This is a genomic window from Streptomyces sp. NPDC001002 (genome assembly GCF_053599215.1).
Map to the genome: position 1 here is coordinate 21837 of NZ_JBSFLV010000058.1, position 22175 is coordinate 44011.

General features: G+C 71.3%; 19 protein-coding genes. 9 read left to right on the forward strand and 10 right to left on the reverse strand.

Annotation, left to right across the window (positions count from 1 at the left end; all coding sequences use genetic code 11):
- Positions 1–81: 81 nt before the first annotated feature.
- Together ACWDR3_RS25350 and ACWDR3_RS25355 are read left to right on the forward strand one after the other, a co-directional pair.
- Complete coding sequence (locus ACWDR3_RS25350) at positions 82–1338, forward strand: PucR family transcriptional regulator (RefSeq protein WP_450354842.1); 1257 nt, start codon at positions 82–84, stop codon at positions 1336–1338.
- Positions 1339–1433: 95 nt separating this feature from the next.
- Complete coding sequence (locus ACWDR3_RS25355) at positions 1434–2075, forward strand: cutinase family protein (RefSeq protein ID WP_450354843.1); 642 nt, start codon at positions 1434–1436, stop codon at positions 2073–2075.
- 96 nt (positions 2076–2171) lie between these two features.
- Here ACWDR3_RS25355 and ACWDR3_RS25360 read toward each other — a convergent pair whose 3' ends face one another.
- Together ACWDR3_RS25360 and ACWDR3_RS25365 are read right to left on the reverse strand one after the other, a co-directional pair.
- On the reverse strand, positions 2172–3893 hold the full coding sequence (locus ACWDR3_RS25360) for a hypothetical protein (protein ID WP_450354844.1): 1722 nt from the start codon (positions 3891–3893) through the stop codon (positions 2172–2174).
- A 113-nt stretch (positions 3894–4006) separates the two neighbouring features.
- Entirely contained in the window at positions 4007–4852 is an 846-nt protein-coding gene (locus ACWDR3_RS25365) for an alpha/beta fold hydrolase (protein ID WP_450354845.1), read from the reverse strand.
- A gap of 120 nt (positions 4853–4972) precedes the next feature.
- Here ACWDR3_RS25365 and ACWDR3_RS25370 point away from each other — a divergent pair, with 120 nt between their 5' ends.
- Positions 4973–6085 (forward strand): hypothetical protein, encoded by a 1113-nt coding sequence (locus tag ACWDR3_RS25370; protein WP_450354846.1) that lies wholly within the window; start codon positions 4973–4975, stop codon positions 6083–6085.
- 66 nt (positions 6086–6151) lie between these two features.
- Here the strand turns inward: ACWDR3_RS25370 and ACWDR3_RS25375 are convergent, their stop codons facing one another.
- The 6 genes from ACWDR3_RS25375 to ACWDR3_RS25400 all read right to left on the reverse strand — a co-directional run bounded on the left by ACWDR3_RS25375 (position 6152) and on the right by ACWDR3_RS25400 (position 11907).
- Positions 6152–7336 (reverse strand): ABC transporter permease, encoded by a 1185-nt coding sequence (locus ACWDR3_RS25375; RefSeq protein ID WP_450354848.1) that lies wholly within the window; start codon positions 7334–7336, stop codon positions 6152–6154.
- Positions 7337–7425: 89 nt separating this feature from the next.
- A complete protein-coding gene (locus ACWDR3_RS25380; RefSeq protein ID WP_450354849.1) occupies positions 7426–8148 on the reverse strand; it encodes an ABC transporter ATP-binding protein in 723 nt (240 codons plus the stop codon).
- Positions 8145–9257, reverse strand: a complete 1113-nt coding sequence (locus ACWDR3_RS25385) for a peptidoglycan-binding protein (RefSeq protein ID WP_450354850.1) — start codon at positions 9255–9257, stop codon at positions 8145–8147. Before ACWDR3_RS25385 ends, ACWDR3_RS25380 begins: the two co-directional genes overlap by 4 nt.
- The gene (locus ACWDR3_RS25390; RefSeq protein ID WP_450354851.1) at positions 9245–9739 is read right to left on the reverse strand and encodes a hypothetical protein; all 495 of its coding nucleotides are present in this window, start codon (positions 9737–9739) and stop codon (positions 9245–9247) included. The genes ACWDR3_RS25385 and ACWDR3_RS25390 overlap by 13 nt, the downstream gene beginning before the upstream one ends.
- Before the next feature lie 52 nt (positions 9740–9791).
- Positions 9792–11177, reverse strand: a complete 1386-nt coding sequence (locus tag ACWDR3_RS25395; protein WP_450354852.1) for a sensor histidine kinase — start codon at positions 11175–11177, stop codon at positions 9792–9794.
- Between the two features lie 64 nt (positions 11178–11241).
- A complete protein-coding gene (locus ACWDR3_RS25400; protein ID WP_450354853.1) occupies positions 11242–11907 on the reverse strand; it encodes a response regulator transcription factor in 666 nt (221 codons plus the stop codon).
- A gap of 164 nt (positions 11908–12071) precedes the next feature.
- Between ACWDR3_RS25400 and ACWDR3_RS25405 the strand changes: the two genes are divergently transcribed.
- Positions 12072–12926 (forward strand): PaaX family transcriptional regulator, encoded by an 855-nt coding sequence (locus tag ACWDR3_RS25405; RefSeq protein ID WP_450354855.1) that lies wholly within the window; start codon positions 12072–12074, stop codon positions 12924–12926.
- Positions 12927–13078: 152 nt separating this feature from the next.
- Positions 13079–14473, forward strand: coding sequence for an alpha/beta hydrolase (locus tag ACWDR3_RS25410; RefSeq protein WP_450354856.1), 1395 nt, complete (start codon positions 13079–13081; stop codon positions 14471–14473).
- A gap of 64 nt (positions 14474–14537) precedes the next feature.
- Here ACWDR3_RS25410 and ACWDR3_RS25415 read toward each other — a convergent pair whose 3' ends face one another.
- On the reverse strand, positions 14538–15275 hold the full coding sequence (locus tag ACWDR3_RS25415) for an SAM-dependent methyltransferase (RefSeq protein WP_450354857.1): 738 nt from the start codon (positions 15273–15275) through the stop codon (positions 14538–14540).
- 241 nt (positions 15276–15516) lie between these two features.
- Here ACWDR3_RS25415 and ACWDR3_RS25420 point away from each other — a divergent pair, with 241 nt between their 5' ends.
- Positions 15517–16506, forward strand: a complete 990-nt coding sequence (locus ACWDR3_RS25420) for an alpha/beta hydrolase fold domain-containing protein (protein WP_450354858.1) — start codon at positions 15517–15519, stop codon at positions 16504–16506.
- A gap of 25 nt (positions 16507–16531) precedes the next feature.
- Positions 16532–17572, forward strand: a complete 1041-nt coding sequence (locus ACWDR3_RS25425) for a helix-turn-helix domain-containing protein (RefSeq protein WP_450354860.1) — start codon at positions 16532–16534, stop codon at positions 17570–17572.
- Here the strand turns inward: ACWDR3_RS25425 and ACWDR3_RS25430 are convergent.
- The gene (locus ACWDR3_RS25430; protein WP_450354861.1) at positions 17569–19314 is read right to left on the reverse strand and encodes a CocE/NonD family hydrolase; all 1746 of its coding nucleotides are present in this window, start codon (positions 19312–19314) and stop codon (positions 17569–17571) included. The two genes, ACWDR3_RS25425 and ACWDR3_RS25430, sit on opposite strands and share 4 nt — an antisense overlap.
- A gap of 173 nt (positions 19315–19487) precedes the next feature.
- Between ACWDR3_RS25430 and ACWDR3_RS25435 the strand changes: the two genes are divergently transcribed.
- Positions 19488–21023, forward strand: coding sequence for a carboxylesterase/lipase family protein (locus ACWDR3_RS25435; RefSeq protein WP_450354862.1), 1536 nt, complete (start codon positions 19488–19490; stop codon positions 21021–21023).
- A gap of 65 nt (positions 21024–21088) precedes the next feature.
- A complete protein-coding gene (locus tag ACWDR3_RS25440; protein ID WP_450354887.1) occupies positions 21089–22165 on the forward strand; it encodes an AI-2E family transporter in 1077 nt (358 codons plus the stop codon).
- Positions 22166–22175: the final 10 nt, after the last annotated feature.

The following is a 22175-nucleotide window of genomic DNA, read 5'->3' on the forward strand; positions in this document are numbered from 1 at the left end:
CCGTCCAACTCGGGACATCCCCCTCGTCCCACGGGCAACGGCCCCTGGGTGAGTCGCCTCCGGGGGAAAGGAGCGTCCGTCGTGGCTGTCCCCACCCCGCGCGGTGTGCCCGTCGAACCCGCGGCCTCGTCGGTGCCGTCCGACCTGGCCGAGCTGCTGCGCGCCCAACTCCCGGTCGTCGCCGACGAGGTGGCGGAGGTGGTCCGCAACCAGGTCCCCGAGTACGCGCGGCCGGCCGACGGGACCCAGCGCGAGAACCTTCGCTCCGGGGTGGTGCAGGCGCTCACACTGTTCGTCGACCACATCGCGGACCCACGCGCCCAGGGCGTCGCGATGGCGGCGGCCTACTACGAGGAACTCGGGCGCGGCGAGGCCCTGGAGGGCCGCAGCCTGGACGCGCTGCAGTCCGCGTTACGCGTGGGCGGCATGCACGCCTGGCGCCTGATGGGACGTACGGCGGAGGAACTCGGCCTGGATTCGGCCGTGGTGGCCACGCTCGGGGAGCTGGCGTTCCGGACCGTGCACGAGGTGGCGGAGGCCGCGGCGGCCGGTTACGCGGAGGCGCAGTCGCACAGCTCGGGCGAGTTGGAGCGGCGGCGCGGACGGCTGCTCGATCTGCTCCTGGGCGAGGGGCCGGTGACGCTGGAGGCGGTGCAGGACCTGGCGCACGGCGCGCGGTGGCGGGTGCCGTCGCGGGTCGCCGTCGTCGCGTTGGCGGGTCCCGCGGATCCGCGTTCGCAGGACCAAGTGCCCGCGATGCCCGGCGCGTTGGTGGACATGGAGTCTCGGCCGCCGCGTGTGCTCGTGCCGGATCCGGAGGGGTACGGCAGGTTCGGTGGGCGGTCGTTCATCCTGGGCCTGGCCGGCCGTCCGGCGGCGATCGGGCCGACGGTGCCGGTCGCCGAGGCGGCGCGGTCGCTGCGTTGGGCCACCCGGGCACTGGGGTTGATGGGTCGCGGGGTGCTGCCCCGGCAGGGCGTGGTGCTGTGCGCCGATCACCTGTCGACCCTGTTGCTGCACAGCGACGAGCCGCTGCTCGCCCAGTTGGAGGCACGGGCCCTCGCGCCGCTCGACGCCGCCTCCGAGGGCCAACGGGCGCGACTGGCCGAGACGTTGCTCGCGTGGCTGCTCAGTGGCAGCAACGTTCCCGATGTCGCCGCGCGGCTCCATATCCATCCGCAGACGGTCCGCTATCGCTTGCGGCAACTGGAGAAGCTTTTCGGCGACTCGCTGCACTCTCCCGACGCCCGTCTGGACCTGATCCTCGCGCTGCGCTCCGCGGCGTCGCGGGAAGATGGCGACGACTCACGCCCCGACAAAAACAAAGGGAACTTCTGAATTCCCGTCCATAACACCGAGTAAGGCAACGCGAATACCTTCGGGATGTCCTTTCCACAGGCGCGTTCCACGCGCCCCACCCTCAAAGGATTCCCATGCGTATTCGCTTGTGCCTCGCGGCGCTCTCATTGGTCGGCGGGGCCGGCCTCGCCACCCTCACCGCACCCACGGCATCGGCCGCCGCCTGCTCGGACATCGACGTCGTGGCGGCGCGCGGCACCTTCGAACCGGGCACACTCGGTCTGATCGTCGGCGATCCGGTGTTCTCCGCGCTCCAGAAGAAAATCACGGGCAAGAATCTCTCCAGCTACGCGGTGAACTATCCCGCCGACCTTTCCCTGACGTCGGCCGCACAGGGAAACGCGGATCTGGTGAACCACGTCAACGCGCAGGCCGCTGCCTGTCCGAATCAGCGTTTCATTCTCGTCGGCTATTCGCAGGGCGCGAACGTCGTCGACAACTCGATCGGCATCAGCAGCGACGGCGCGGTGGTCGGCAGCCCGATCGTGGCGACCATTCCCGCCGCCGTCGGACCGCGCGTCGCCGCCGTCCTGCTGTTCGGCAACCCGATCCGCGCCATCGGCAGAGGCGTCACCGGCACCTACCAGAGCCGCACCATCGACTTCTGCGCCAACGGTGACCCCATCTGCCAGAGCGGCGGAACCGACGTCCTGGCCCACCTCGGCTACACCGCGAACGCCGACGCGGCGGCCACGTTCGCCGCGGGCAAGGTCTGATCCGCGGCTCTGATCCACAGCGACGCCGTAGGGCCCGGGAGTTGATCCTCCCGGGCCCTACTTGGTGTACGTCGTCTGCTGCTTGAGCCTCGACTGCTACCTGGGCGTGGCGGCGAACACGGCGAGGCTGCTGGACACGACCTCGGGCCTGCCGTCGTTCTGGACGGGCGCCGCGGTCAGTACGTCGAGGTGCTGATAGCCGGGCGCGATCACGGGATGCAGGTCGGCCGGGATACGGCCCGCGAGCAATCCGTCGCCCGCGAGCACGGTGAGCGTCGGGTTGGCCGTCAACCCCTCGGGGTGCACGACGAGTTGCTTCACCTGCGGCGAAGTGGCCAGCTCGATGTCGGTGACCAGCTTGGTCGGGAAGTACTGCTCGGTGAAGTCCAACGGCTGCTCCCCCATGCTGCGGGCCAACTCGTGGATGTCCGTGACCTCCTTGCCGGCGTCGGTGAACGGGGTGCCGTCGGACGACCGGTACCCGGGGTCGTCGGCGTCGCCGACACGGTCGTAATTGCGCCAGGTGTAGAGCGGCCCATGCGGCTGTGCGGGAATCGCCTTGTACTCGACGCCGAACACCTGCGACTGCTCCGAACTCCCGTTGGCCGCGGGGAAGTTCTTGTCGACGATCGGCCCGCCGTCGAAGAAGCCCACACTGCTCTGCAGGAACGCCAGCGGTACGGAGTTGTCGTCCATCAGCGCCCCGAGCACCGCGTCGTTGCTGAGCCGGAAGTCCTTCACCGCGGGTGAGCCGGTGAGGAAGGTCGCGGTGTCCTTGGAGAACAGGAAGCGGTTGGTGGCCTCGATGTTGACGTTGGAGGGCAGATAGGACGGCAGGTCCGCCTCACCGTCCGGATCCCGCACGGCCCCCAGCCCGGTGATGGCGAGCAGGGTCATGGTCTCGGGGTTGAGCAGCACGGGGGCGGAGAGCGAGCGCGACAGGACACCGCTGTCGAGCCCGGCCTGCACGACTCCGTAACCGAGCCCGATGTCGGGCAGGTTGGTGTCGTCCGGGATGCTTCCGCTCAGGTCCGCCAGCGAGGTGGAGACCGTCGTGTCGAGGGCGAAGTACCCGGCGCACTGGTTCTGCCCGGCGTCGGCCTTGGTGGCGGGGTTCCCGTCGAAGTCGGCCGCCGCGAAGTACCCGGTGATCACGCCACCGAGCGAGTGCCCGCCGCACAGCACCTTGTTCTTGCGCGCTGCCTGATCAGGCAACTCGGCGACGAGCAGGTCGAATTCGTCCCGCACGGTCTGCTCGATGCCGAGCCTGGCCATCCAGCCGAGCCGGTCGTTGCCGACGAACCCGGCGAAGGTCCGGCCGCCGACGGCCATGCCCCGGTAGTAGTAGTCGACGGCGGTGTGCTGGTCGCCCGAGGCGATACCGGTCGGGTCCTCAAGGCAGTTGGAGCGCCGGTCCAGGGCCCAGAACTCGATGTGCCGCCCTTGCGCGGCGGCTCGGGCGACGGTGTTGCGGGCGACGCTGTCGAAGGCTCCGGCCCCCTCCAGGATGCCCGGCTGGGCCACGAGGATCCGGTCGGCGTCGGCCGACGCACGCGGCCCGTCGGTGGCGCGGTAGCGCAGATACGACAGCCAGTCGCACGCCCCCGGACGAGCGCCGAACGACTGCGGCAACGGCACTTTCACCCGCACCACCGACTCGGCCACGCCGTCCGCCGGGTGGGTCGACGTCACGGGGGTCTCGGTACGCGCGCTCTCTCCCTGGGCCTGCGGCGCGGCCGCCGTGAGCGCGCCGGCGGTCAGCAGCACCGCCAGCGCGCCACCGCGCCAAGCCCTTCCTCTGCTGCGGCTCGTCTTCATGGCCGGACCGTAGGGCGGTCGGGACTCCGGGCTCAGGAAGTGCTCACAAGAACGCAGCGCTTGCCGGGGGCCTTGTCATCGGGCCGCAGAGAAGCCGCGGAGAAACGGTCGAGTCACCTCACGGCGCTGTGCTCGACGATCGCGCCGGCGATCGTCTCCCAGTCGGCACGCTCGACCCCGTGACCGGCCTCCTCCAGGACCATCAACCTCGCGTCCGGGATCTCCTGAGCCAACGCCTCGCCGTGCGCGGGCGGGAACATCGGATCCGCCGTCCCGTGAACGACCAGCGTGGGTACGGCGATCGACGACAGCGGTTGCTCCGGAAGCTTGCCCGTGTCGATCTCGTCGTGGTTCGTCGCCGCGGCGAAGTCGCGTGCGCGCTCTACATCGCGGCGGACAAGGCCGCGCGCGGCCGCCACGTCGAACGGGCGCCGGCCCCCTGCCAACACCCGTGCGTAGTCGACCAGATAGTCGATCACCGACTCGGGGTCCGACCAATCGGCCTGCGCGGTCGAGACGAAGGTCATGAACTCCTCGGTCGGCGGCGGCAGTTCACGGTCGCCGGACACGGCAGGGGACGTACTGATCAGAACCAGCGAGAGGACACGGTCGGGCCGTTCCAGCGCGATCAGTTGCGCCATCCCTCCGCCGGCCGAGACGCCGACGACGTGCGCGGCCGGGATCTCGTACGCGTCGAGCACGCGGAGGGCGTCACCGGCCAGGTCCGCGCCGGTGTAGCCGGGCCGGCCCCGCGCGTAGGTGGTCGATCGACCGGTGTCCCGGTGGTCGTAGCGGATCACCCGGCGCCCGCCCGCCGCGAGCAGCCGGCAGAAGCCCTCCTCCCACCAGAGCATCGAGGCCCCGGTGCCCATGACCAGGAGGATCGGCGGATCCGACGGGTCGCCGAAGGGCTCGGTGCACAGCTCGACGCCGTTCACCTCGATCATGCGCTCAGCCATCGCCGTCCTCCTTCTGGGGCCTGCCCATTGTGCATCCGACGGCGCCGGGCCGCTCCGCGCTCATGTGAGGATGAGGCCATGGGGTGGCTGAGGAGACGCAGGTGGCGGACGGTCGGGGGCGTGGCGGTGGCGGGTGCCGCGTTGACGCTGAGCGCCTGCGGCACGGACGACGGGGGCTCCGGCGACGGGAATGCCGGCGGCCGTGAGGCGCGGTACATGCGTGTTCTCAAGGACCCGCACCCCAGTCCCGCCGACGTCATCGAGGCGGCCGGTGCGCCCTACGGTGTGGCCCGGGCGGACGACGGCTCGCTGCTGCTGACGTACAACGCCGGCAATGTCGAGGACGACGAGGGTCCTGCCGCCACCGCCTGGCGCATCGTCGGCCCGGACGGCCGTACCGTCGCCGAGCACGCGGAACACGCCGACGCCGAGAATGTGCCGCCCAGGTACAAGGGGGTACCCGGGGGCTTCGTGCGGGCGCCGTCGGACGAGGGGGACAGCGACCTGCACGCCCTCGACGTGCGCGGGAAACGCATGAAGGTCGTGGTGAGCAAGACCCCGGAGGGCACCCGCCCCGGGGACATCCTGCTCGGCGACCCGTACCCGGCCCGCGTCTACCGCCCCGCCACGCACACCGTCGCGCCCGTGTCCGGAGCGCTGGACGACGTCAACCAAGTCGTCGTCGACGAGCGAGGCGCGGTCTGGAGCCTGCGCCAGCCCCTGACCGACGTCCCCGAAAGCGTCGTACGGCAGCGCGACGGTCGCACCCTCGGCTCCACCGCCGTCCCCAAGCCGTACTGGGGAGGCGTCCTCACCGCGCGGGGCGGCACCGCGGCGTTGGCACTCCTCCAAGGCGAGGACGAAAGCCAGAGCGTGCGTGGCCTGTTGGTGACCACGGACGACGGCGAGCACTGGCGGACGGTCCTCGGCGGCGGCATTCCCTGGCAGAAGCTCAAGGACTTCCCGGACTTCGGGGTCCTGGAACTGCTCGCGGACGGACGGCTGTTGGTCGGCGAGGAGGGCGGCCGGTACTGGCTCGCCGACGACCGCACCGCCGACGCCTTCCATGAACTGAAGACGCCGGCGATCTTCACGTCCTTCGCCGTCGACGGTACGACGCTCTACGGCATCGCGGACGCGACGACGCCCTCGTACGACCTGGTCAAGGGCGAAGGGCTGTGGACCTCTCGCGACGGGGGACGCGAGTGGCGGCGTTACGAGGAGCGCGGCTAGGGGCGGTATCTCGGGGGCGGCGGGAAGGTATCCGCGCGGCCGGCCCGGTCTCACCGGAGTGCGGGGTCAGACCGGCCGCACCGCCTCCGCCGGCTGGAGGCGGGCCGCGCGGCTCGCCGGGTAGAGACCGGCGAGGCCGCCGACCGTGAGGGCGGCCAGTACGCCGCCGGCCAGCCCCTGGGCGGGCAGGACGACCGGCCAGTCCGCGCCGACGTCGTACCCGACGGTGATCGCGGCGCCCAGTGCCACCCCGACGAGTCCGCCCGCTCCCGCCTGGGCCAGGGCCTCCACCAGGAACTGCGCCCTGATGTGCCGCCGTGAGGCGCCGAGGGCGCGCCGCACCCCGATCTCGCCCCGCCGCTCCAGCACCGAGATGACCATGACGTTGCCGATGCCGACTCCACCCACCAGCAACGCGACCCCGCCGAGGCCGAGCAGCAGTGCTGTGAACGACGTGTCCGCGGCGGCCCGTGCCTCCAACGCGTCCGACGGCCGGGTGACCTCGACCTCCTCCGGGCTCCGCGGGTCGGCGGTGCTCGCGGCCACCTCGTACACGGAGGCGACGTGCCGCGGGTCGGTCCTGAGATACACGGTCGTGGGTGACCCCTGGTAGCCGAGTTTCTGCTCGGCGATCTCGGCGCTGATCATCGCCGTGTTGTCGAGTTCGGGGGCGAGGGGCATCGCCTTGAGCACGCCAACGACCGCGAACCACTGGTCCCCGAGCCAGACCAGCTGTTCGCCTCGGTCCAGGTCAACTCCTTGGAGTCGCGCGGCCGTTGTGCCCAGTACGACCGTGGGGTAGCCGCTCGGCCCGTCGTCCAGCCAGTGCCCGGCGGTGAGTTCACCGCCCAGTGTGCTCAACAAGCCGTCGTCGGCGGCCAGTACGGCCGTCCCCCTGGTGTCGGTCGCGGGCAGCCGGTCGCTGCGCCGTACGGTCACGTCCAGTTGGGCGGTCGTGGCCACGGCCTGCACCTGGTCGAGGAGCGACAGCCGGTCCGGTGCCTGGGCCGGCAGGTGGGCGCTGCCGCCGGTCAGGGACTGGCCCGGGGCGACCGTCAGATAGTTGGTGCCGAGCCGGTCGAGGACGGCGAGGACGTTCGCCTTCGAGGACGCCGAGATGCCGACGACGGCCACGATGGCGGCGATGCCGATCGAGATGCCGACGGCCGTCAGCAACGCCCGCCCTCGTCGGCCGCTCCCGCCGACCAGCCCGAGCAGGCCGAGGGCCAGCGCGTCACGGGGCCGGAGCACGGACCTCAGGCCGTCGTTCGCGGACCTTGAGCCGCCGTCCGCAGACCTCAGGTCGCCGTCCGTGGACCTTGAGCCGCCGCCCACCGACCTCACGCCGTCACCTCCTGGGCGACGATCCGGCCGTCTCTGACCTGGAGCCGGCGTGGGGCCGCGCGGGCGATGTCCTCGTCGTGGGTGATGAGCGCGAGGGTCGCGCCGGCGGAGTGCAGTTCGCCGAACAGGTTCATGATCTCCTCGCCGGTGTGCGAGTCCAGGTTGCCGGTCGGCTCGTCGGCGAGGATAAGTGCCGGTTCCCCCACCAACGCCCTGGCGATGGCGACCCGTTGGCACTCGCCGCCGGACAGTTGGGAGGGCCGGTGCCCGAGCCGCCGGCCGAGCCCGACCCGCTCCAGCGCCCGCGCGGCCCGCTCCCGCCGTCGCCCGACCGGGATCCCCCGGTACAGGAGGGCCGTCGCCACGTTGTCGAGTGCCGTGAGCCCTTGGAGCAGGTGGAAGGACTGGAAGACGAAGCCCAGCGCCCGTCCACGCAGCGCGGAGAGTTGGCCGTCGCTCAGCCGGGTCACGTCATGGCCGTCCACGCGTACGACGCCCGAGGTGGGCGTGGAGAGCGCGCCCATCAAGTTGAGCAGCGTGGACTTGCCGGAGCCGGACGGGCCCACGATCGCGACCCAATCCCCGGCCGCCACCGTCAGATTGACGCCGTCGAGGGCCCGTACGGGCGGGGATCCCGGGTACTGGTGCACGACATCGACGAGTTCGAGCACCGGTCCGGCGTCCGATCCGTGAGCGGTCGGTGCGGTCGGCCCGGTCACTTCGGCACCTCCACCTTGCTGCCGGCCAGGACTCCGCCCGTGATCGCGACGAAACCGTCGCCCCACGCCCCGAGTTGAACCGGTGTCCTCTTGAGCGCGCCGTCCTTCTCCGAGACCACGTCCACCGCGTAACCGCCCCCTGGTGTCCCGACGATCGCCGTGGCCGGGACGGACAGCACACCCTTGGCGACGACCGTCGTGTAGTGCACCGTCACCGGCGCCAGTACGAGGTCCTTGTCCGCCGACGGCTTCTTCAGGCTCGCCGTGACCTTGTACACCCCCTTGTTGTCGGCGTTCATCTCCAGCGTCGTGCTGATGGACTTCACCGTCGCGGCGACCTTGTCCCCGGAGGGGAACTCGACCTCCAGCGGGGCTCCTTGCTTCATCAGGTTCCGGTCGAGGGGATCGAGGTCGAGCAGCACCACCCGTACGGTGTCGGAGATCTTCATCGCCGACGTGCCGGGGACGGCCGGACCACCCAGGTGGGCGTCGAGTTTGGCGACCCGGATCGGGCCGGGCGCGAAGACCACGGCGCCCAGGGAGACCACGCCGTCGACCACGGCGCCGGACTTCCCCTGGAACTCCTCGACCGCCTCCGTCGTACGCGCGTCCCAGTGCTCGTCCGGAAATCCGTCGCCCTTCGTGCCGTGCCCGAGCGCGAGCAGGGCCGTCTCCAGCTCCCGCACGTCCGCGCCGTCGGACATCCCCGGCCGCAGGTCCCGCCACGCGGGCACCTTGCCCGTCAGCAGAACCACCGGGCGGTCGTCGATCCGCATGAGCACGTCTCCCGACCCGAACTGCTCGTCCACCTCGGGCAGTTGGGTGACCACACCGCTACGCCCCGGCGACAGTGCCCGCAGATCCTGGTAGGCGACGACGCCGTTCAGGGTCTGGGTCAGGGTCAGATCACGGACGGCGGCCTCGGCGGTGGCATACGCGCCCTGCCCGCCGTCACCGCCGTCCGACGAGCCCGTCGCGGACAGCGTCCCGACCAGCAGCACGGACAGGCCCGTCATCGCGACGGACGCGCCGAGCACGGCCGTGACGACACGTCGTTTTCCCGTCTTCCCACGCTTCTCGCCCTGCTCCGTCGTCCTCACTTCTGGCACGCCTTCAGCGCCTTGGACACGGCCGGGTCGGTGCGGTCCAGGCTCTTGCCGAACGGTCCGTCGGTCTGTCCGGGCACCGGATCGGAGACGTCGATCCCTTGCGCACGAAGGCACTTGGCGAGCGCGAGCAGTTCCTCCTGGGTCTTCTGCGCCTGCTCGGGATCCTGCTTCTCCCGGTCCTGGACGATCCCGGCGATCAGATGGGCGCAGTTCTTGTCGGCCGCCTTGAACGCCGCCGACCCGGTGTCGACGCCGTCGTACAACGAGCCGGGATCGTCGGCCCGCGGGTCGGGCACCTGTACGCCGTTCTTCCGCATGCACTGGGCGTACGCCAGCATCACGTCCTGCGTCTTGTCCTGCTGGGACTGCTCCGACTTCTCGGGCTGCTGGGCGGATGCGCCCCCGCCCGAGCCGCACCCTGCGAGAAGCAGGGCGCCGGCGAGCAGGAGCACCGTCGAACCACCGCGTACCGAACGCGACATGGCCGTTCACCTCCGTGGTCGTGTGAGGACAGCCACGGTGGCGAGGGATCCTTCAGACGACCTGAGCCGGGCTGAGCGGCAGCTGAACCTCGAAGCGGGCGCCGCCCAGCGCGGACTCGGTGACCGTGACGTCCCCGCCGTGCCGGTGCGCGATACCGCGCACCATGGCGAGGCCCAGGCCGACTCCCCCGTCGCCCCGGGCCCGGCTGCCGTCCCCCAGCCGCACGAACCGCTCGAACACCCGCGCCCGTTGCTCCTCGGGGATCCCCGGCCCGTCGTCGTCGACGCTGAACACGGCGCGGCCGCCCGCCGTCGCGACGCGTACCTCCACCCGGCCGCTCGCGTGCCGGTCGGCGTTGTCGAACAAGTTCCGCGCCAGCCTGGCGAGTTCGGCGACCACGCCGGTCACCTCGACGGGCTCGCCCAGCGAGGTGACGACCTCGGCCTCGCGCACGGCACCCAGCTCGCCCGCCACGATCTCGTCCAGCCGCACGGTCTCGGCGCGCCGGGACACCGTCGAGTCGTCGGTGCGGGCGAGCATCAGCAGATCGCCGGTGAGCCGGTCGAGGCGTCGGTGATCCGCCAGCAGACGCCCGGCGACACCTTTCCAGTCGTCGGCGCCCCGGTGGGTCAGCGACACCTCCAGCTCCGCTCGCATCGCGGCGAGCGGGGTACGCAGCTCGTGCGAGGCGTCGGACACGAACTCCCGTTGTCGGCGGGCGCCTTCGTCGAGGCGGTCCAGCATGGCGTTCAGTGTGGTGGTCAGCCGTTCCACCTCGTCGCCGGTCCGCGGCCTGGGCAGCCGTTCGTCGAGGGTCGAGTGGCTGATCGCCTCGGCGCGCTTGCGGATGGCCTCGATCGGCCGCAGCGCCCGGTCCACGGCGAACCAGGTCAGGAGCCCGACGAAGGCCGTGAGCAAGGGCGTTGCGACCCACAGCGCCCGGACCACCAGGTCGATGCTCCGGCTGATCGGCCCGAGCCGGGACACCGCGGACACGGTCCGTACGCCGTCGGGCGTGCCGACGGTGCGGGAGGCGACCACCAGATCCCGGTCGGGGACCCGCACAACCTCCCCGGAGGCAGGAGTAGTTGGGCGGTCGGGAGACGGCTCGGTCGGCAGCTCGGGGAGCGTCTGGACGACCCGTCCGTGCTCGTCCTCGACCCGGATCACGGTGACCACGTCCGCCGCGCTGTACCGCTGCTCGGTCGCGGGCTTCCCGGTCGCCAACTCCTCGGCCACCCGGTCGACTTCACGCACGGCCGCCGCTTTCACATCGCCGACCAGCGTGTGTGACATGCCGGCGACCAGCGTGACCGAGGCGAGCGCGAGCGCGAGTCCGACAGCCAGCGTGACGAGCGCGGTGAGTGTGACGCGGAGCGTGGGCCGCCGCCCGACCGGCAGTGCGCGCCACAGAGTTGACGACCACGTGCTTCGCAAGGCGGGCCGCCACGTGCCCCTGACCATGACTCGGCGCATGCCCCTCGTCGTTGACCCCCGCCGTTCACGCATCGGGATCGACCAGCCGGTACCCCAGCCCCCGCACCGTGTCGATCCGTGCCGCGCCGATCTTCCGCCGCAACCCCGACACATAGACCTCGATGAGGTTCGCGTCCCCGGGCGCGTCCAGCCCCCAGACCGCCCTGAGGAGCCGCTCCTTCGACAGCACGCGGTCCCGGTTCCGCAACAGGACCTCCAGCACGGCCCGTTCGCGCGGCTGGAGCCCGACCGCCCGTCCGTCCGCCGTGCAGTCCCCCGACTCGGGGTCGAGCGTGAGGCCTCCGTGGCTGAGCAACCGCGGCCTGGGCGTGGCTCCCCTGCGCGCCAGCGCCCTCAACCGGGCGACCAGCACGACGAACGAGAACGGCTTGCGCAGGTAGTCGTCCGCCCCGACGTCCAACCCGTCCGCCTCGTCGTACTCGCCGTCCTTCGCGGTGAGCATCAGCACCGGCGTCCAGACCTGCTCCGCCCGCAACCGTCGTGCCACGTCGTAGCCGTTGAGGGAGGGCAGCATGATGTCCAGCACGATGACGTCATGCGCTCCCTCGCACGCCTGCCAGTACCCCTCCAGGCCGTCGTGCACGACATCGACTCCGAACCCCTCGGCCACCAGCCCCGCGAACAGTACGTCCGCCAATCGCGCATCGTCCTCGACCACCAGTACCCGCACCGCGCCCACGGTGGCACACCACCCTGAACACGCCCTGAATGGCACCGCCGCCCTGCGTCGACACGCGCCGCCGACATCAGGCCATTCGAGGAATGCCGTCAAGGAAATGACACACTTCGCGTGGCGCGTGCCTGGCCCGCTCACCACGGGCCTAGGCTGGGCCGGTGACCAGTGTCGATGTCGCCGCCGGACCGGCCGCCGAGAGCGGCCCCGAGCCGCGTACCCAGTCCTTGATGCTGACCTTCTTCGGCGCGCATGTGCTGGGGCGGTCGGTCGCGGTGTCGTCGGGCAGTGTGATCGCCGCGCTCGGCAGGGCGGGCAGCACCGAGGAGGCGGTGCGGACCACGCTGAACCGGATGGTCAAACGGGGTCTGCTGGAGCGCACCCGGCAGGGCCGGAAGACCTATTTCGAGCTGACTCCGCACGCGGTCCAGGTGCTCACGGACGGCAAGGACCGGATCTGGCGCACCGGCGCCGTCAACCGGGACTGGGACGGCCGCTGGACGATGGTCGGCTTCTCGCTGCCCGAGGCGTGGAACCGTGAACGGCACGATCTGCGCTCCCGCCTGATCTGGGCGGGCTTCGGCCCGTTGCAGAACGGCGTCTGGGTGGCCCCGTCCCGCGTCGACGTCCGCGCGATGGTGGCGGGGCTCGGCCTGGAGCCGTACCTGAGGGTGTTCCGGGCCGAGGTGGAGTCGCCCACCGATGTCCGCGAGGTGCTTGAGCAGGCGTTCGACGTACCGGCGATCGGCGCGCGGTACCGGGCGTTCCTGGAGCGCTGGGACCGTACCAACCCGTTGCCCGCCGCCGTCTCCGGCGATGAGCTCGCGGGCCAGCTCCTGTTGCACACCGACTGGCTTGACCTGGTGCGCCGGGACCCGCATCTGCCCGCCGAGCATCTGCCGGCGGACTGGCCCGCCGGGCAGGCGGAGACCGTCTTCCGCGGCCTGGCGAGCCGCTGGGAACGGCCGGCCGCGCGGGCGGCGGCACGTCTGCTGGACACCCTGACGCTGGGCTGACCCGCACGCCGGTGGGGCGCGTCCGTACGCTCACGCGTCCGCGTCGTTATTGGTCAGTCTATTGACGGCCATGAAAAACGAGACCTACATTCGCAGCGCTCCTCAAGCACGCCCCCCACCTCGGTCCCCCCTCGCCCCGCGGAGCCGCCACCATGCCCCGTCCCCACCCCCACCCTCGCCCCGGTACCCGCCCCCGTTCGCGCCCCCGTCTTTCTCTCCTCGCCGCCGCCTGCGCGACCGTTCTCGCGACCGGCCTTCTCGGACCGGCGACCGCCGCGCAGGCCGCCACAACCGAGCACTTCACCGGCACGTTGTCCGACGGCGCCACCTGGATCGCGGACAAGCCCGCGCAATGGAACGGCACCCTGCTGCTGTTCAGTCACGGCTTCGGCCCGACCACTGCCGCGGACGCGCCCTCGCCCGCCGTGCAACAGGCCCTGCTCGACGGCGGATACGCCCTCGCCGGCTCCTCGTACGATCCGAACGGCTCGATGTGGGCGCTGGATTCGGCCGAGCGGGACCAGTTCGCGGCGCTCGACGCCTTCCGCCGCCAGGTCGGCGCCCCGAGCCGGGTGATCTCGGTGGGCCAGTCCATGGGCGGCCTGGTCAACGCACAGCTCGCCCGGGACGGCGCGGGACGCATCGACGGCGCGCTCGGCCTCTGCGGGCTGGTCGCGGGCGGCGTCGACCTGGACAACTACCAACTGGACGCCGAGTACACCCTCGCCACGTTCTTCGACCCGGCCGTCGCCGACCAGCTCGTGAACCTGGACAGCCAGGCCGACGGCGCCGCGCTCGCCGCCCGGCTCACGCAGGCGGTCGTAGCAGCGCAGCAGACCGCGGCCGGACGCGCCCGGATCGCCCTCGCCGCCGCCTTCCTCAATCTGGCCGACTGGGCACCCGGCCAACTCCCGCCCGCGCAGGACGACTTCGCGGGTCAGGAGCAGCAGCAGTACGCGTGGCTCGCGCAGGGCCTGCTCAGCTTCATCGTTCCGGCGCGCTGGTCGGTGGAGCAGTCCGCGGGCGGCAACACCTCGTGGAACAAGGGTGTCGACTACGCCGAGTTGCTGCGCGCGTCCGCGCACGCCGAGCAGGTCGAGGCGCTCTACCGCGACGCCGGACTCGACCTGCGGGCCGACCTGAACCAGCTCACCCAGGGCGCCGACATCACCGCCGACCCGGCCGCGGTGGCGCATCTGAAGCGGACCTCCACCGCCGGACAGGGCCTGGCCGTGCCGCTGCTGGACATCCACAACACCGCCGATCAACTGGTCCCCGTAGAGCAGGAGTCGGCCTTCGCCGGGCGGGTGCACAGGGCCGGCGACTCCGCACTGCTGCGTCAGGCCTACGTCGCACGGCCGAGCCACTGCAACTTCACCACCGCCGAGGTGGTCGCCGGCCTGCACGCCGTGGAGCACCGCCTGGACAGCGGGCGTTGGGGCGACTCCGCCACCGCGGGCGAACTCCAGCGCAGTGCCGACGAGTTGGGCCTCGACGGCGCGGCCTTCACCGACTACCGGCCGAGCCGGCTGACCGGCACGCGGTGACGACCCACCGGCCGGGACGGGGCCGGTGTCTCGACCTGAGAGGCCGGGCACGCGGCCCGGTCCCTCAGTCGGACGTCCGGCGCAGGATCAGCGAGACAAAGCCGAAGGAGTCCCGGTAGCCGCGCAGCCATTCGGAGCGGCGGATGCCGGCGGTCGCCAGGACGTCCGCGCTCTCCGGGTCAGCGGCATGATCCAGGGCCCATTCGGCCAGCGTCCCCCAGCACGCCCACTCGTAGTCGTCCAGCTCGCGGCGCGTGCTGACGTGGCCGTCGACAGGGGTCCAGCCGTCGGCGACGACCCGGTCCACGGTGGTCGCGAGGTCGGCGAAGTCCCCGAGCATCTCGATGGCTTCCGGGGATGGTTCGCGTTCCCAGAATCCGTCACCGATCAGGACGCGGCCGCCGGGAGCGAGGTGCTTGCGGGCCGCCGCGAGCGTGGGGAGCAGACCGCCGAAGGCATGCGCGGCGCCGACGCTGAGCACGAGGTCGAACGGCTGCGGGGAGGTGAAGCCCGCGGCCTCCTGGTGGTGGAGGACGAGGCGCTCCTCGACACCGCGATCGCTCGCCGCCCGGCGGGCCTGCGCCAGAGCGTCCTTGGAGATGTCGACGCCCTCGGCGTGCAGGCGCGGGCCCATGGCCAGGGCGCGCAGGAGCCACTCCCCACCGCCGCAGCCGAGGTCGAGCACACGCTCGTCGCCACGCGGAGCGCCGCGCGCCAGCAGCCGACGTACGGAGTCGTCGTCGAGCGGGGATTTGATCGGGTGGCGGCCATGGGCGATCTTGGACATCTCTTCGCGATTCACCGGCGCAGCCTGTCAGCGGCGCGAGTTCCGCACACCTCATTTTCCGTAGACCTCGTTTGCCGTCGTGCACGGCAAGTGCCCGAACCTGTGACTTCTCATCGCGGCCTTGTCGCCATCGTAAAAAAACGTCAATACTCCTGGAGAAGAGTCCTCCACTTCCACTGTGGACGGGACGTTCCGTGACCGAGGACAAAGGAGTCCACCCATGTCAGTCGCTCCGACATCGCGTTTACGACACCGAATGAGACGCCGTCTGGTCACCACCTTGGCGTTGGCGTCGGCCTGTCTCGGTGTGGTCGCAAGCCCCACGATCGCCGGTGCCGCCGACTCCCCCTCCGCCGCTGCCGCCGACTCCGGCTACACCACTTACTCGAACGTGTCGTACGCCTCGGCGCAGAGCCAGATCCTCGACCTGTACGTCCCCGAGGGCGCCCGCAAATCGATGCCCGTGGTCGTCTACGTGCACGGCGGTGGCTGGGGCGGCGGCGACAAGGCCGAGCTGAAGACCATTCCCGAGTGGGACTCCCTGCTCTCGCACGGCTTCGCGGTCGCCTCCGTCAACTACACGCTGAGCGGCAGCGCCAAGTCCCCCACGCAGGTCCAGGAGGTCAAGTCCGCGATCCGGTACCTGCGGGCCAACAAGTCCGACTACGGACTCAACGGGGAAGTCGGTCTCATGGGCGGATCCGCCGGGGGCCAGATCGTCTCCGTGGTCGGCGCCAGCTGTGGCGTCCGTTCCCTGGAAGGCAGCATCGGTACGACCGGACCCTCCAGCTGCGTCGACGCCGTCGTGGACCTGTCCGGACCCACCGACTTCACCAAGGCCGCCGGCTACCCGGCCCTCGAGAACACGGGCGCCGCCTACCTCGGCTGCCCGGACGGCCTGGCCTCCTGCACCGCCAAGCAGCTGAAGCAGGCCAGCCCGCTCACGTACGTGTCATCGGCCCGCAAGCTCCCGGCGTTCCTCATCGGGCACGGAGACGCGGACACCCTGATCCCGCTCGAACAGAGCCAACTGCTGTACTCGGCGCTGAAGAACGTGTGCGCCGACGTCACCCTGCACACCCTGCACGGCGAGGGTCACTTCTTCCCCTTCACCGGCGGCCTCTCCGAGCCCTACCCGCCGCAGACGGTGCAGACCTCCAAGGGGTGCGGGAAGACTGGGACCAGTACGGGCCCGGCGCTGAGCCTCGACACGATCGGCTCCTTCTTCCGCGCCCACCTGCGCTGACGGATCGAGACGGAACGAGGCGGTCATGCACCACGTAGTCGCCAAACTGGACGCCCTCGACCCGGAGGCGGGCGCTGCCATCAGGGTCATCACCCGGTTCGACGAACTCGTCGAAGGGCACGCGGGGTTGGGGCCCATCCTGTCCGCGGCGGCGACACTGACCGGCTCACCGGCCCGGCTCATCGACGAACGGTTCGCCGTCGCCCTCCGCGCCGACCTCGACGGTCGGGTCGAGCGCGACGGCGGACCCATCGATCCGCGCTGGGTCGGCGCGCCCCTCGTGCCGGGTGGCCGGCCGGCGCTCTGGCTGGAGCGGGTCGGCCGGCACTCGCTGATCGAGGCGATGGTGCTCGACCGGGCCGCGTTCGCCGCCCGTGAGGTGCTCCATCGCACGCGCAACGCGGCCGGGAGGAGTGCGGGCCCGTTCTCGGACGACCCGGCCGCGGTCGAGGTGCTGCTGGACGGCGCCGCCAGTGAGGCCGATCGGCTGCACGCGGCGCGGCTGCTGCATCTGCCCGAGGGGGCCGACCTTCGGGTGGTGGCGTGGACCGACGGCGCCGGACAGATCGTGGCCGCGACCAAGAGCGACGGGGACCGTGCCGCCCGGGCGCGACGCTGGGAGCGTCTCGGGCGGACGGGTGTCGGACCGGCCGTTCCGGTGCTGGAACTCCCCCGGTCCAGGGACCGCGCCCGGACCGCACTGCGCTTCGCCGCCGAGGACACCGACGAGGACCCGGGCCCCCGCGTCGTCGTCTTCGAGGAACTCGGCACCCTGGCCCTGCTCGCCGACGCCCTCGACCCCACCTCACCGCCGGCCGACGTCCACGCCCTGGAGAAGGCCGGCCGCTCCGCCCCGTGGGTGCTGCGCACCCTGGTCGAGTTCACCTCGCACACCAGCCTGCGGCTCGCGGCGGCGGCCCTGTACGTCCACCACTCGACGCTCAAGGGCCGACTGACCGTGATCGAGCAGTCCCTGGGGTTCCCGGTGCACGATCCCGAAGGCCGGCTGCGGGTGCAACTGGCCCTGGCCGCCAGGCGGTTGCTGCTGCACCCGGCCGCCCCCTAGCGCTGGACGACCGGCAGGACGATCCGGCTGGGGTACTCGGACCCGCGGTGGATCCGGTTGACCGCGGTCGTCATGTCGGCGAGGTGCTCCTGTGCGATGACTCCGCCGGTGTTGGAATTCCGGTCGTAGCGGGGGAAGTTGGAGCTGGAGACCTCTACCGTGATCCGGTGCCCGGCCAAAAAGACATTGGCCGTGGCGATGAGATCGACCTCGATCTCGTACACCTCTCCGGGCGTCATCGGCCGCGGCGCGTCCAGCCCCTCCCGGTAGCGCATGCGCAGGATGCCGTCGCACAGGATGATGGCCCGCCCGTCCGGGTGCACGTCGATCAGCTTCGCGGTGAAGTCCGTGTCGACGGCCGACGAGCTCACGAACAGCCGCGCCGACACCGGTCCCGTCACCTCCACCGGCTCCTCCAGCACCTCGGTGGTGAAGACCAGCACGTCGTCCCGGTCGTGCAGCGGGCGCTGGTCGGCGGGACCGTCGTACCCCACGAGGCTCATGAGGGTGCCGCCGAGCGAGGGCACCGGTCGACGCGGGTCGTAGAGGTAGGTGTCGACGAAGTCGCCGGTCGGTTCGGCCGTCGACAGCCGCCCCGCGCCGGCCGCGCTGTTCGCCGGGCCGTCGCCCTCCAGGTAGTAGGCCCGGTAGTCGGTGTCGGGCAGCGGCCAGTCCGGTTCGTCCCGCCACTGGTCGATGCCCATCACGAACAGCCGCACCGGCAACTGGCCCTCCAGAGCGTCCTGTTGTCCCTTCAGCCAGCGGTCGAAGAAGGCGATCTGCCGCTCGCCCAGCGCCGCCGCGTCCATGCTCGCCGCCATTCCGAAGTCACGGTCGGGAAAGAAGCCGGCGAACCCGACGAGCGAATGGCACCACGGTCCGACGATCAGCCGCTGCCCCTCCCGCGCCTCCGCCGTGCCGGCCTCCGCCTTCATCTCCCCGAAGTCACGCAGCGTCTCCCCGATGAACAGGTCGTACCACCCACCGATGTGCAGCGCGGGCGTCGTGAGCGAGCCGACCTGCTCCAGCGCCGACAGGTCCCGCCAGGCCTGATCCCGGTCGGGACGACCGATCGCGACGTCGACCATCCAGGGCAGGTGGGCGGAGATCAGCGGCTGGTCGGCCACCGGAGTCGAGTCGTTGCGCAGCGAGCGATCCGCCGCCACGCGCGCCGCGAGGGCGGTGACGTCCTCGACGTCGGCGCGCCCCTGCGCGAGACCCCGCTGCGCCTCGCCCAGCGCCATCAGGGTGGCCCAGCCGAGCACGGTGTCCAGAGACAGCGCCCCGCCCCGGGAACGCCAGGGCGTCGCGTACAGGTCGCCCGACGCCATCATCGGCGCGATCGCCTTGAGCGCCGGGGCCTTGGACGAGGCGGCCAGCAACTGCACCATGCCCAGATAGGAGGCCCCGAACATGCCCACGTTGCCGTCGCACCACTCCTGCTCCGCCAGCCAGGCCACCGTGTCGGCGGCGTCCGAGGCGTCGTCCACGTGCGGCACGAAGACGCCGTCCGAACCGTAGGTGCCCCGGCAGTCCTGGACGACGACCGCGTAACCACCCCGCAGCATGACGTTCAGACTCGGCATCAGGGCGGTCCCCAGGCCCACCTTCTCCTTGTCATAGGGAGTACGCGTGAGCAGCACGGGCATCGGCTCGTCCGTCTCCGCTCGCCAGATGTTCGTCGACAGCTCCGTGCCGTCCCGCATGGGGATCCGCACGTCGAAAGCGGCTTCGTACTTCATCGCACACCTGCCTGTCCGGGGGGAGAACCGTCCTGCGAGTGTGCGGCCGGATCAGCGCGGAGACGGCTAGCCGGATGGCGGGTCTTTCCCGCCATCCGGCAGCGCGCACCCCTCCTGACCTGGCCGCACACTCGGGGGACGGATCTCCCGCTCACCACCAGAGGTAGTCGTCGATGACAGCCGAAGAAGCCAAGCAGTCCGCCGTCGCAGCCGAAGCGCGCACCACTGCCGGACGTGTACTGGGCCGTCGGGAGCACGGCCTCGCCGTCTTCCGCGGCATCCCGTTCGCCGCGCCTCCCGTGGGCGAGGCGCGATTCGCGGCGCCACGGCGGGTGCCCCGCTGGGACGGAGTGCGGGAGGCGTTCGCGTTCGGTTCCTGCGCACCGCAGGACTACGCCGTTTTCCGGGACCAGGGAGACGCCCTGCCACCGCAGTCGACGGGCAGCGACTGGCTGACGCTCAACGTGTGGACACCGGCCCCGGACCGCGCGGCGCTGCGCCCGGTGATGGTGTGGCTTCATGGCGGTGCCTACAAACTGGGCTCCAGCGGCGACAGCGCCTATGACGCCCAACGGATCGCCCGGGAAGGCGAGTTGGTGGTGGTCAGCTGCAACTACCGGCTCGGCGTCGAAGGCTTCGCCACGATCGAGGGCGCCCCGGCCAACCGCGGTCTCCTCGACCAGGTGGCCGCGCTGGAGTGGGTGCGCGAGAACATCGCCGCGTTCGGTGGCGACCCCGATCAGGTCACGGTCTTCGGCGAATCGGCCGGTGCCGGTTCGGTGGCCGCGCTGCTGGCGATGCCCTCGGCGGCCGGGTTGTTCCGCAGGGCGATCGCGCAGAGCGTCGGAGGCCCTTTCCTCTCACCGGAGTTGGCGGCCGACGTCTCCGCGGTCATCGCCGCCGAGCGCGGTCTACGTCCCACGGCGGCCGATCTCTCCACAGTCGAGCCGAACGACCTCGCGATGACCGGCGAGGCGGCGACCGCCGGCCAGCGCGAGCGCGTCGGCCGGTGGGGTCAACTGGCCGACCACCCCAGCCTGTTCGGCCCGGTCGTGGACGGCGAGGTACTGCCCACCACGCCGTGGCAGGCCCTCGCCGGCGGTGCGGGACGCGGCATCGACCTGATCGCCGGGCACACGCGGGACGAGTACCGGTTGTTCCTGCCGCCGCAGCCGGGCGCGATCGACAAGGAGGAGATCTCCCGCGCCTTCGCCGTCTACGGTCCCGACCCGGACGCCGAGAGCGCCTACCGCTCCGCCTTCCCGAACGCCTCCGCCGAGGAGCTCTGGGTGCTGGTCCGCTCCGACTGGCTGTTCCGCATGCCCTCGCTCCGGCTGGCCGAGAGCCAGGCGAGGGGCGGCGGGCAGGCCTACGTCTACGAGTTGACCTGGCCCCCGCAAGGCGCCGACTTCCCCTTCGGCGCCTGCCACGGGATGGATCTCCCGCTGCTGTTCGGCGACTTCACCACCGGCTTCGGCCAGATGCTGGGCGCCCGGCCGACGGCCGAAGCCCTCGACCTCTCCGCCCGCTTCCGGAAGGCATGGACCGCCTTCGCCGCCACCGGCGACCCGGGCTGGCCCGCGTTCGACCCCGAACACCGCCTCACCCAGGTGTTCGGCGCACCGCCCACCGTCTCGGCCTACCCCGAGGAGAACTCGCGACGGCTCTGGGAGCACCACGAGTTCCCGCCCGTACCCCTGCTGCCGTAGGCACGCCACGGCCCAGATCCCGCCGCCGACAGCCCTGCCCATAGGGTTCGACCGTGACTGCCACCATGAGTTCCACGAAGGCCCGTGCCGCGCTCCGCACATCGGCGCGCTTTTCCGCGGAGTTGCTGCTGATATTCGCGATGCTCGCAGTCACTCTGTGGCTGCTGGGCCAGATGTGGTCGGTGGTGTGGCCGCTCGTCGTCGGTCTGCTGCTGACGACCCTGACCTGGCCCCTGGCCCGTTTCCTGCGACGCCACGGATGGAAGCCCGCGCTCGCCGCATCGGCCGTGACCGTGCTGTTCCTCCTGGTCGCGGTCGGCGTCGCGGCGCTGATCGCCGTGCCGGTGGCGTCCCAGTCCGGTGAGCTGACCGACGGCGTGGTCGACGGCATCCAGAAGGTGCGCGAGTGGGCGTCCGGGCCCCCGCTGAACATCGGCGACGACGAGATCACCAAGGCCATCGACAGCGCGGTCGCCAAGGCCCAGGACGGCGTCGGCAGCATGGTCACCACGGTGATCACGGGCGTGAGCACCGTCGTCAACGGCCTGGTCACCGCCGTACTCGCGCTCTTCCTGATGTTCTTCTTCCTCAAGGACGGCCCGCGCTTCCTGCCGTGGCTCGCCCGTCAGCTGCCCGGCCGGCTCGCCACCGACATCCCCACCGTGGCGTCGCGCGGCTGGACCACCCTGGGCTCCTTCGTCCGGTCCCAGGCGGCCGTCGGTCTGCTCGACGCCGTACTGATCGGCCTCGGGCTGTGGATCGTGGGGGTGCCGCTGGTGCTGCCGTTGGCGGTGCTCACGTTCGTCTCCGCGTTCGTGCCGATCATCGGCGCCCTGTTCGCGGGTTTCGTCGCGGTCCTCATCGCGTTGGTCTCCAACGGTCTGACGGACGCGCTGATCGTGCTGGCGATCATCGTCGTCGTGCAGCAGTTGGAGGGGAACGTGTTCCAGCCCATGATCCAGAGTCGTGGGCTCGGCCTGCACGCGGCCGTGATCCTGCTGGCGGTGACGCTGGGCGGCAGTCTGGCCGGCATCGTGGGCAGCCTGCTCGCCGTACCGATCGCGGCGCTCATCGCGGTGGTGTGGAACTACGTGCGCGAGGAGCTGAGCGAGCCCTCGCCGGAGCCGACGCCCGAAGGCTGATCCGAGCCGT

Bases quoted from the DNA above. Each gene is read 5' to 3' on its own strand.
- ACWDR3_RS25425 (WP_450354860.1), top strand. From the start codon at position 16,532: ATGCACCACGTAGTCGCCAAACTGGACGCCCTCGACCCGGAGGCGGGC.
- ACWDR3_RS25410 (WP_450354856.1), top strand. From the start codon at position 13,079: ATGCCCCGTCCCCACCCCCACCCTCGCCCCGGTACCCGCCCCCGTTCG.
- ACWDR3_RS25420 (WP_450354858.1), top strand. From the start codon at position 15,517: ATGAGACGCCGTCTGGTCACCACCTTGGCGTTGGCGTCGGCCTGTCTC.
- ACWDR3_RS25355 (WP_450354843.1), top strand. From the start codon at position 1,434: ATGCGTATTCGCTTGTGCCTCGCGGCGCTCTCATTGGTCGGCGGGGCC.
- ACWDR3_RS25440 (WP_450354887.1), top strand. From the start codon at position 21,089: ATGAGTTCCACGAAGGCCCGTGCCGCGCTCCGCACATCGGCGCGCTTT.
- ACWDR3_RS25365 (WP_450354845.1), bottom strand. From the start codon at position 4,852: ATGGCTGAGCGCATGATCGAGGTGAACGGCGTCGAGCTGTGCACCGAG.
- ACWDR3_RS25430 (WP_450354861.1), bottom strand. From the start codon at position 19,314: ATGAAGTACGAAGCCGCTTTCGACGTGCGGATCCCCATGCGGGACGGC.
- ACWDR3_RS25390 (WP_450354851.1), bottom strand. From the start codon at position 9,739: ATGTCGCGTTCGGTACGCGGTGGTTCGACGGTGCTCCTGCTCGCCGGC.
- ACWDR3_RS25360 (WP_450354844.1), bottom strand. From the start codon at position 3,893: ATGAAGACGAGCCGCAGCAGAGGAAGGGCTTGGCGCGGTGGCGCGCTG.
- ACWDR3_RS25435 (WP_450354862.1), top strand. From the start codon at position 19,488: ATGACAGCCGAAGAAGCCAAGCAGTCCGCCGTCGCAGCCGAAGCGCGC.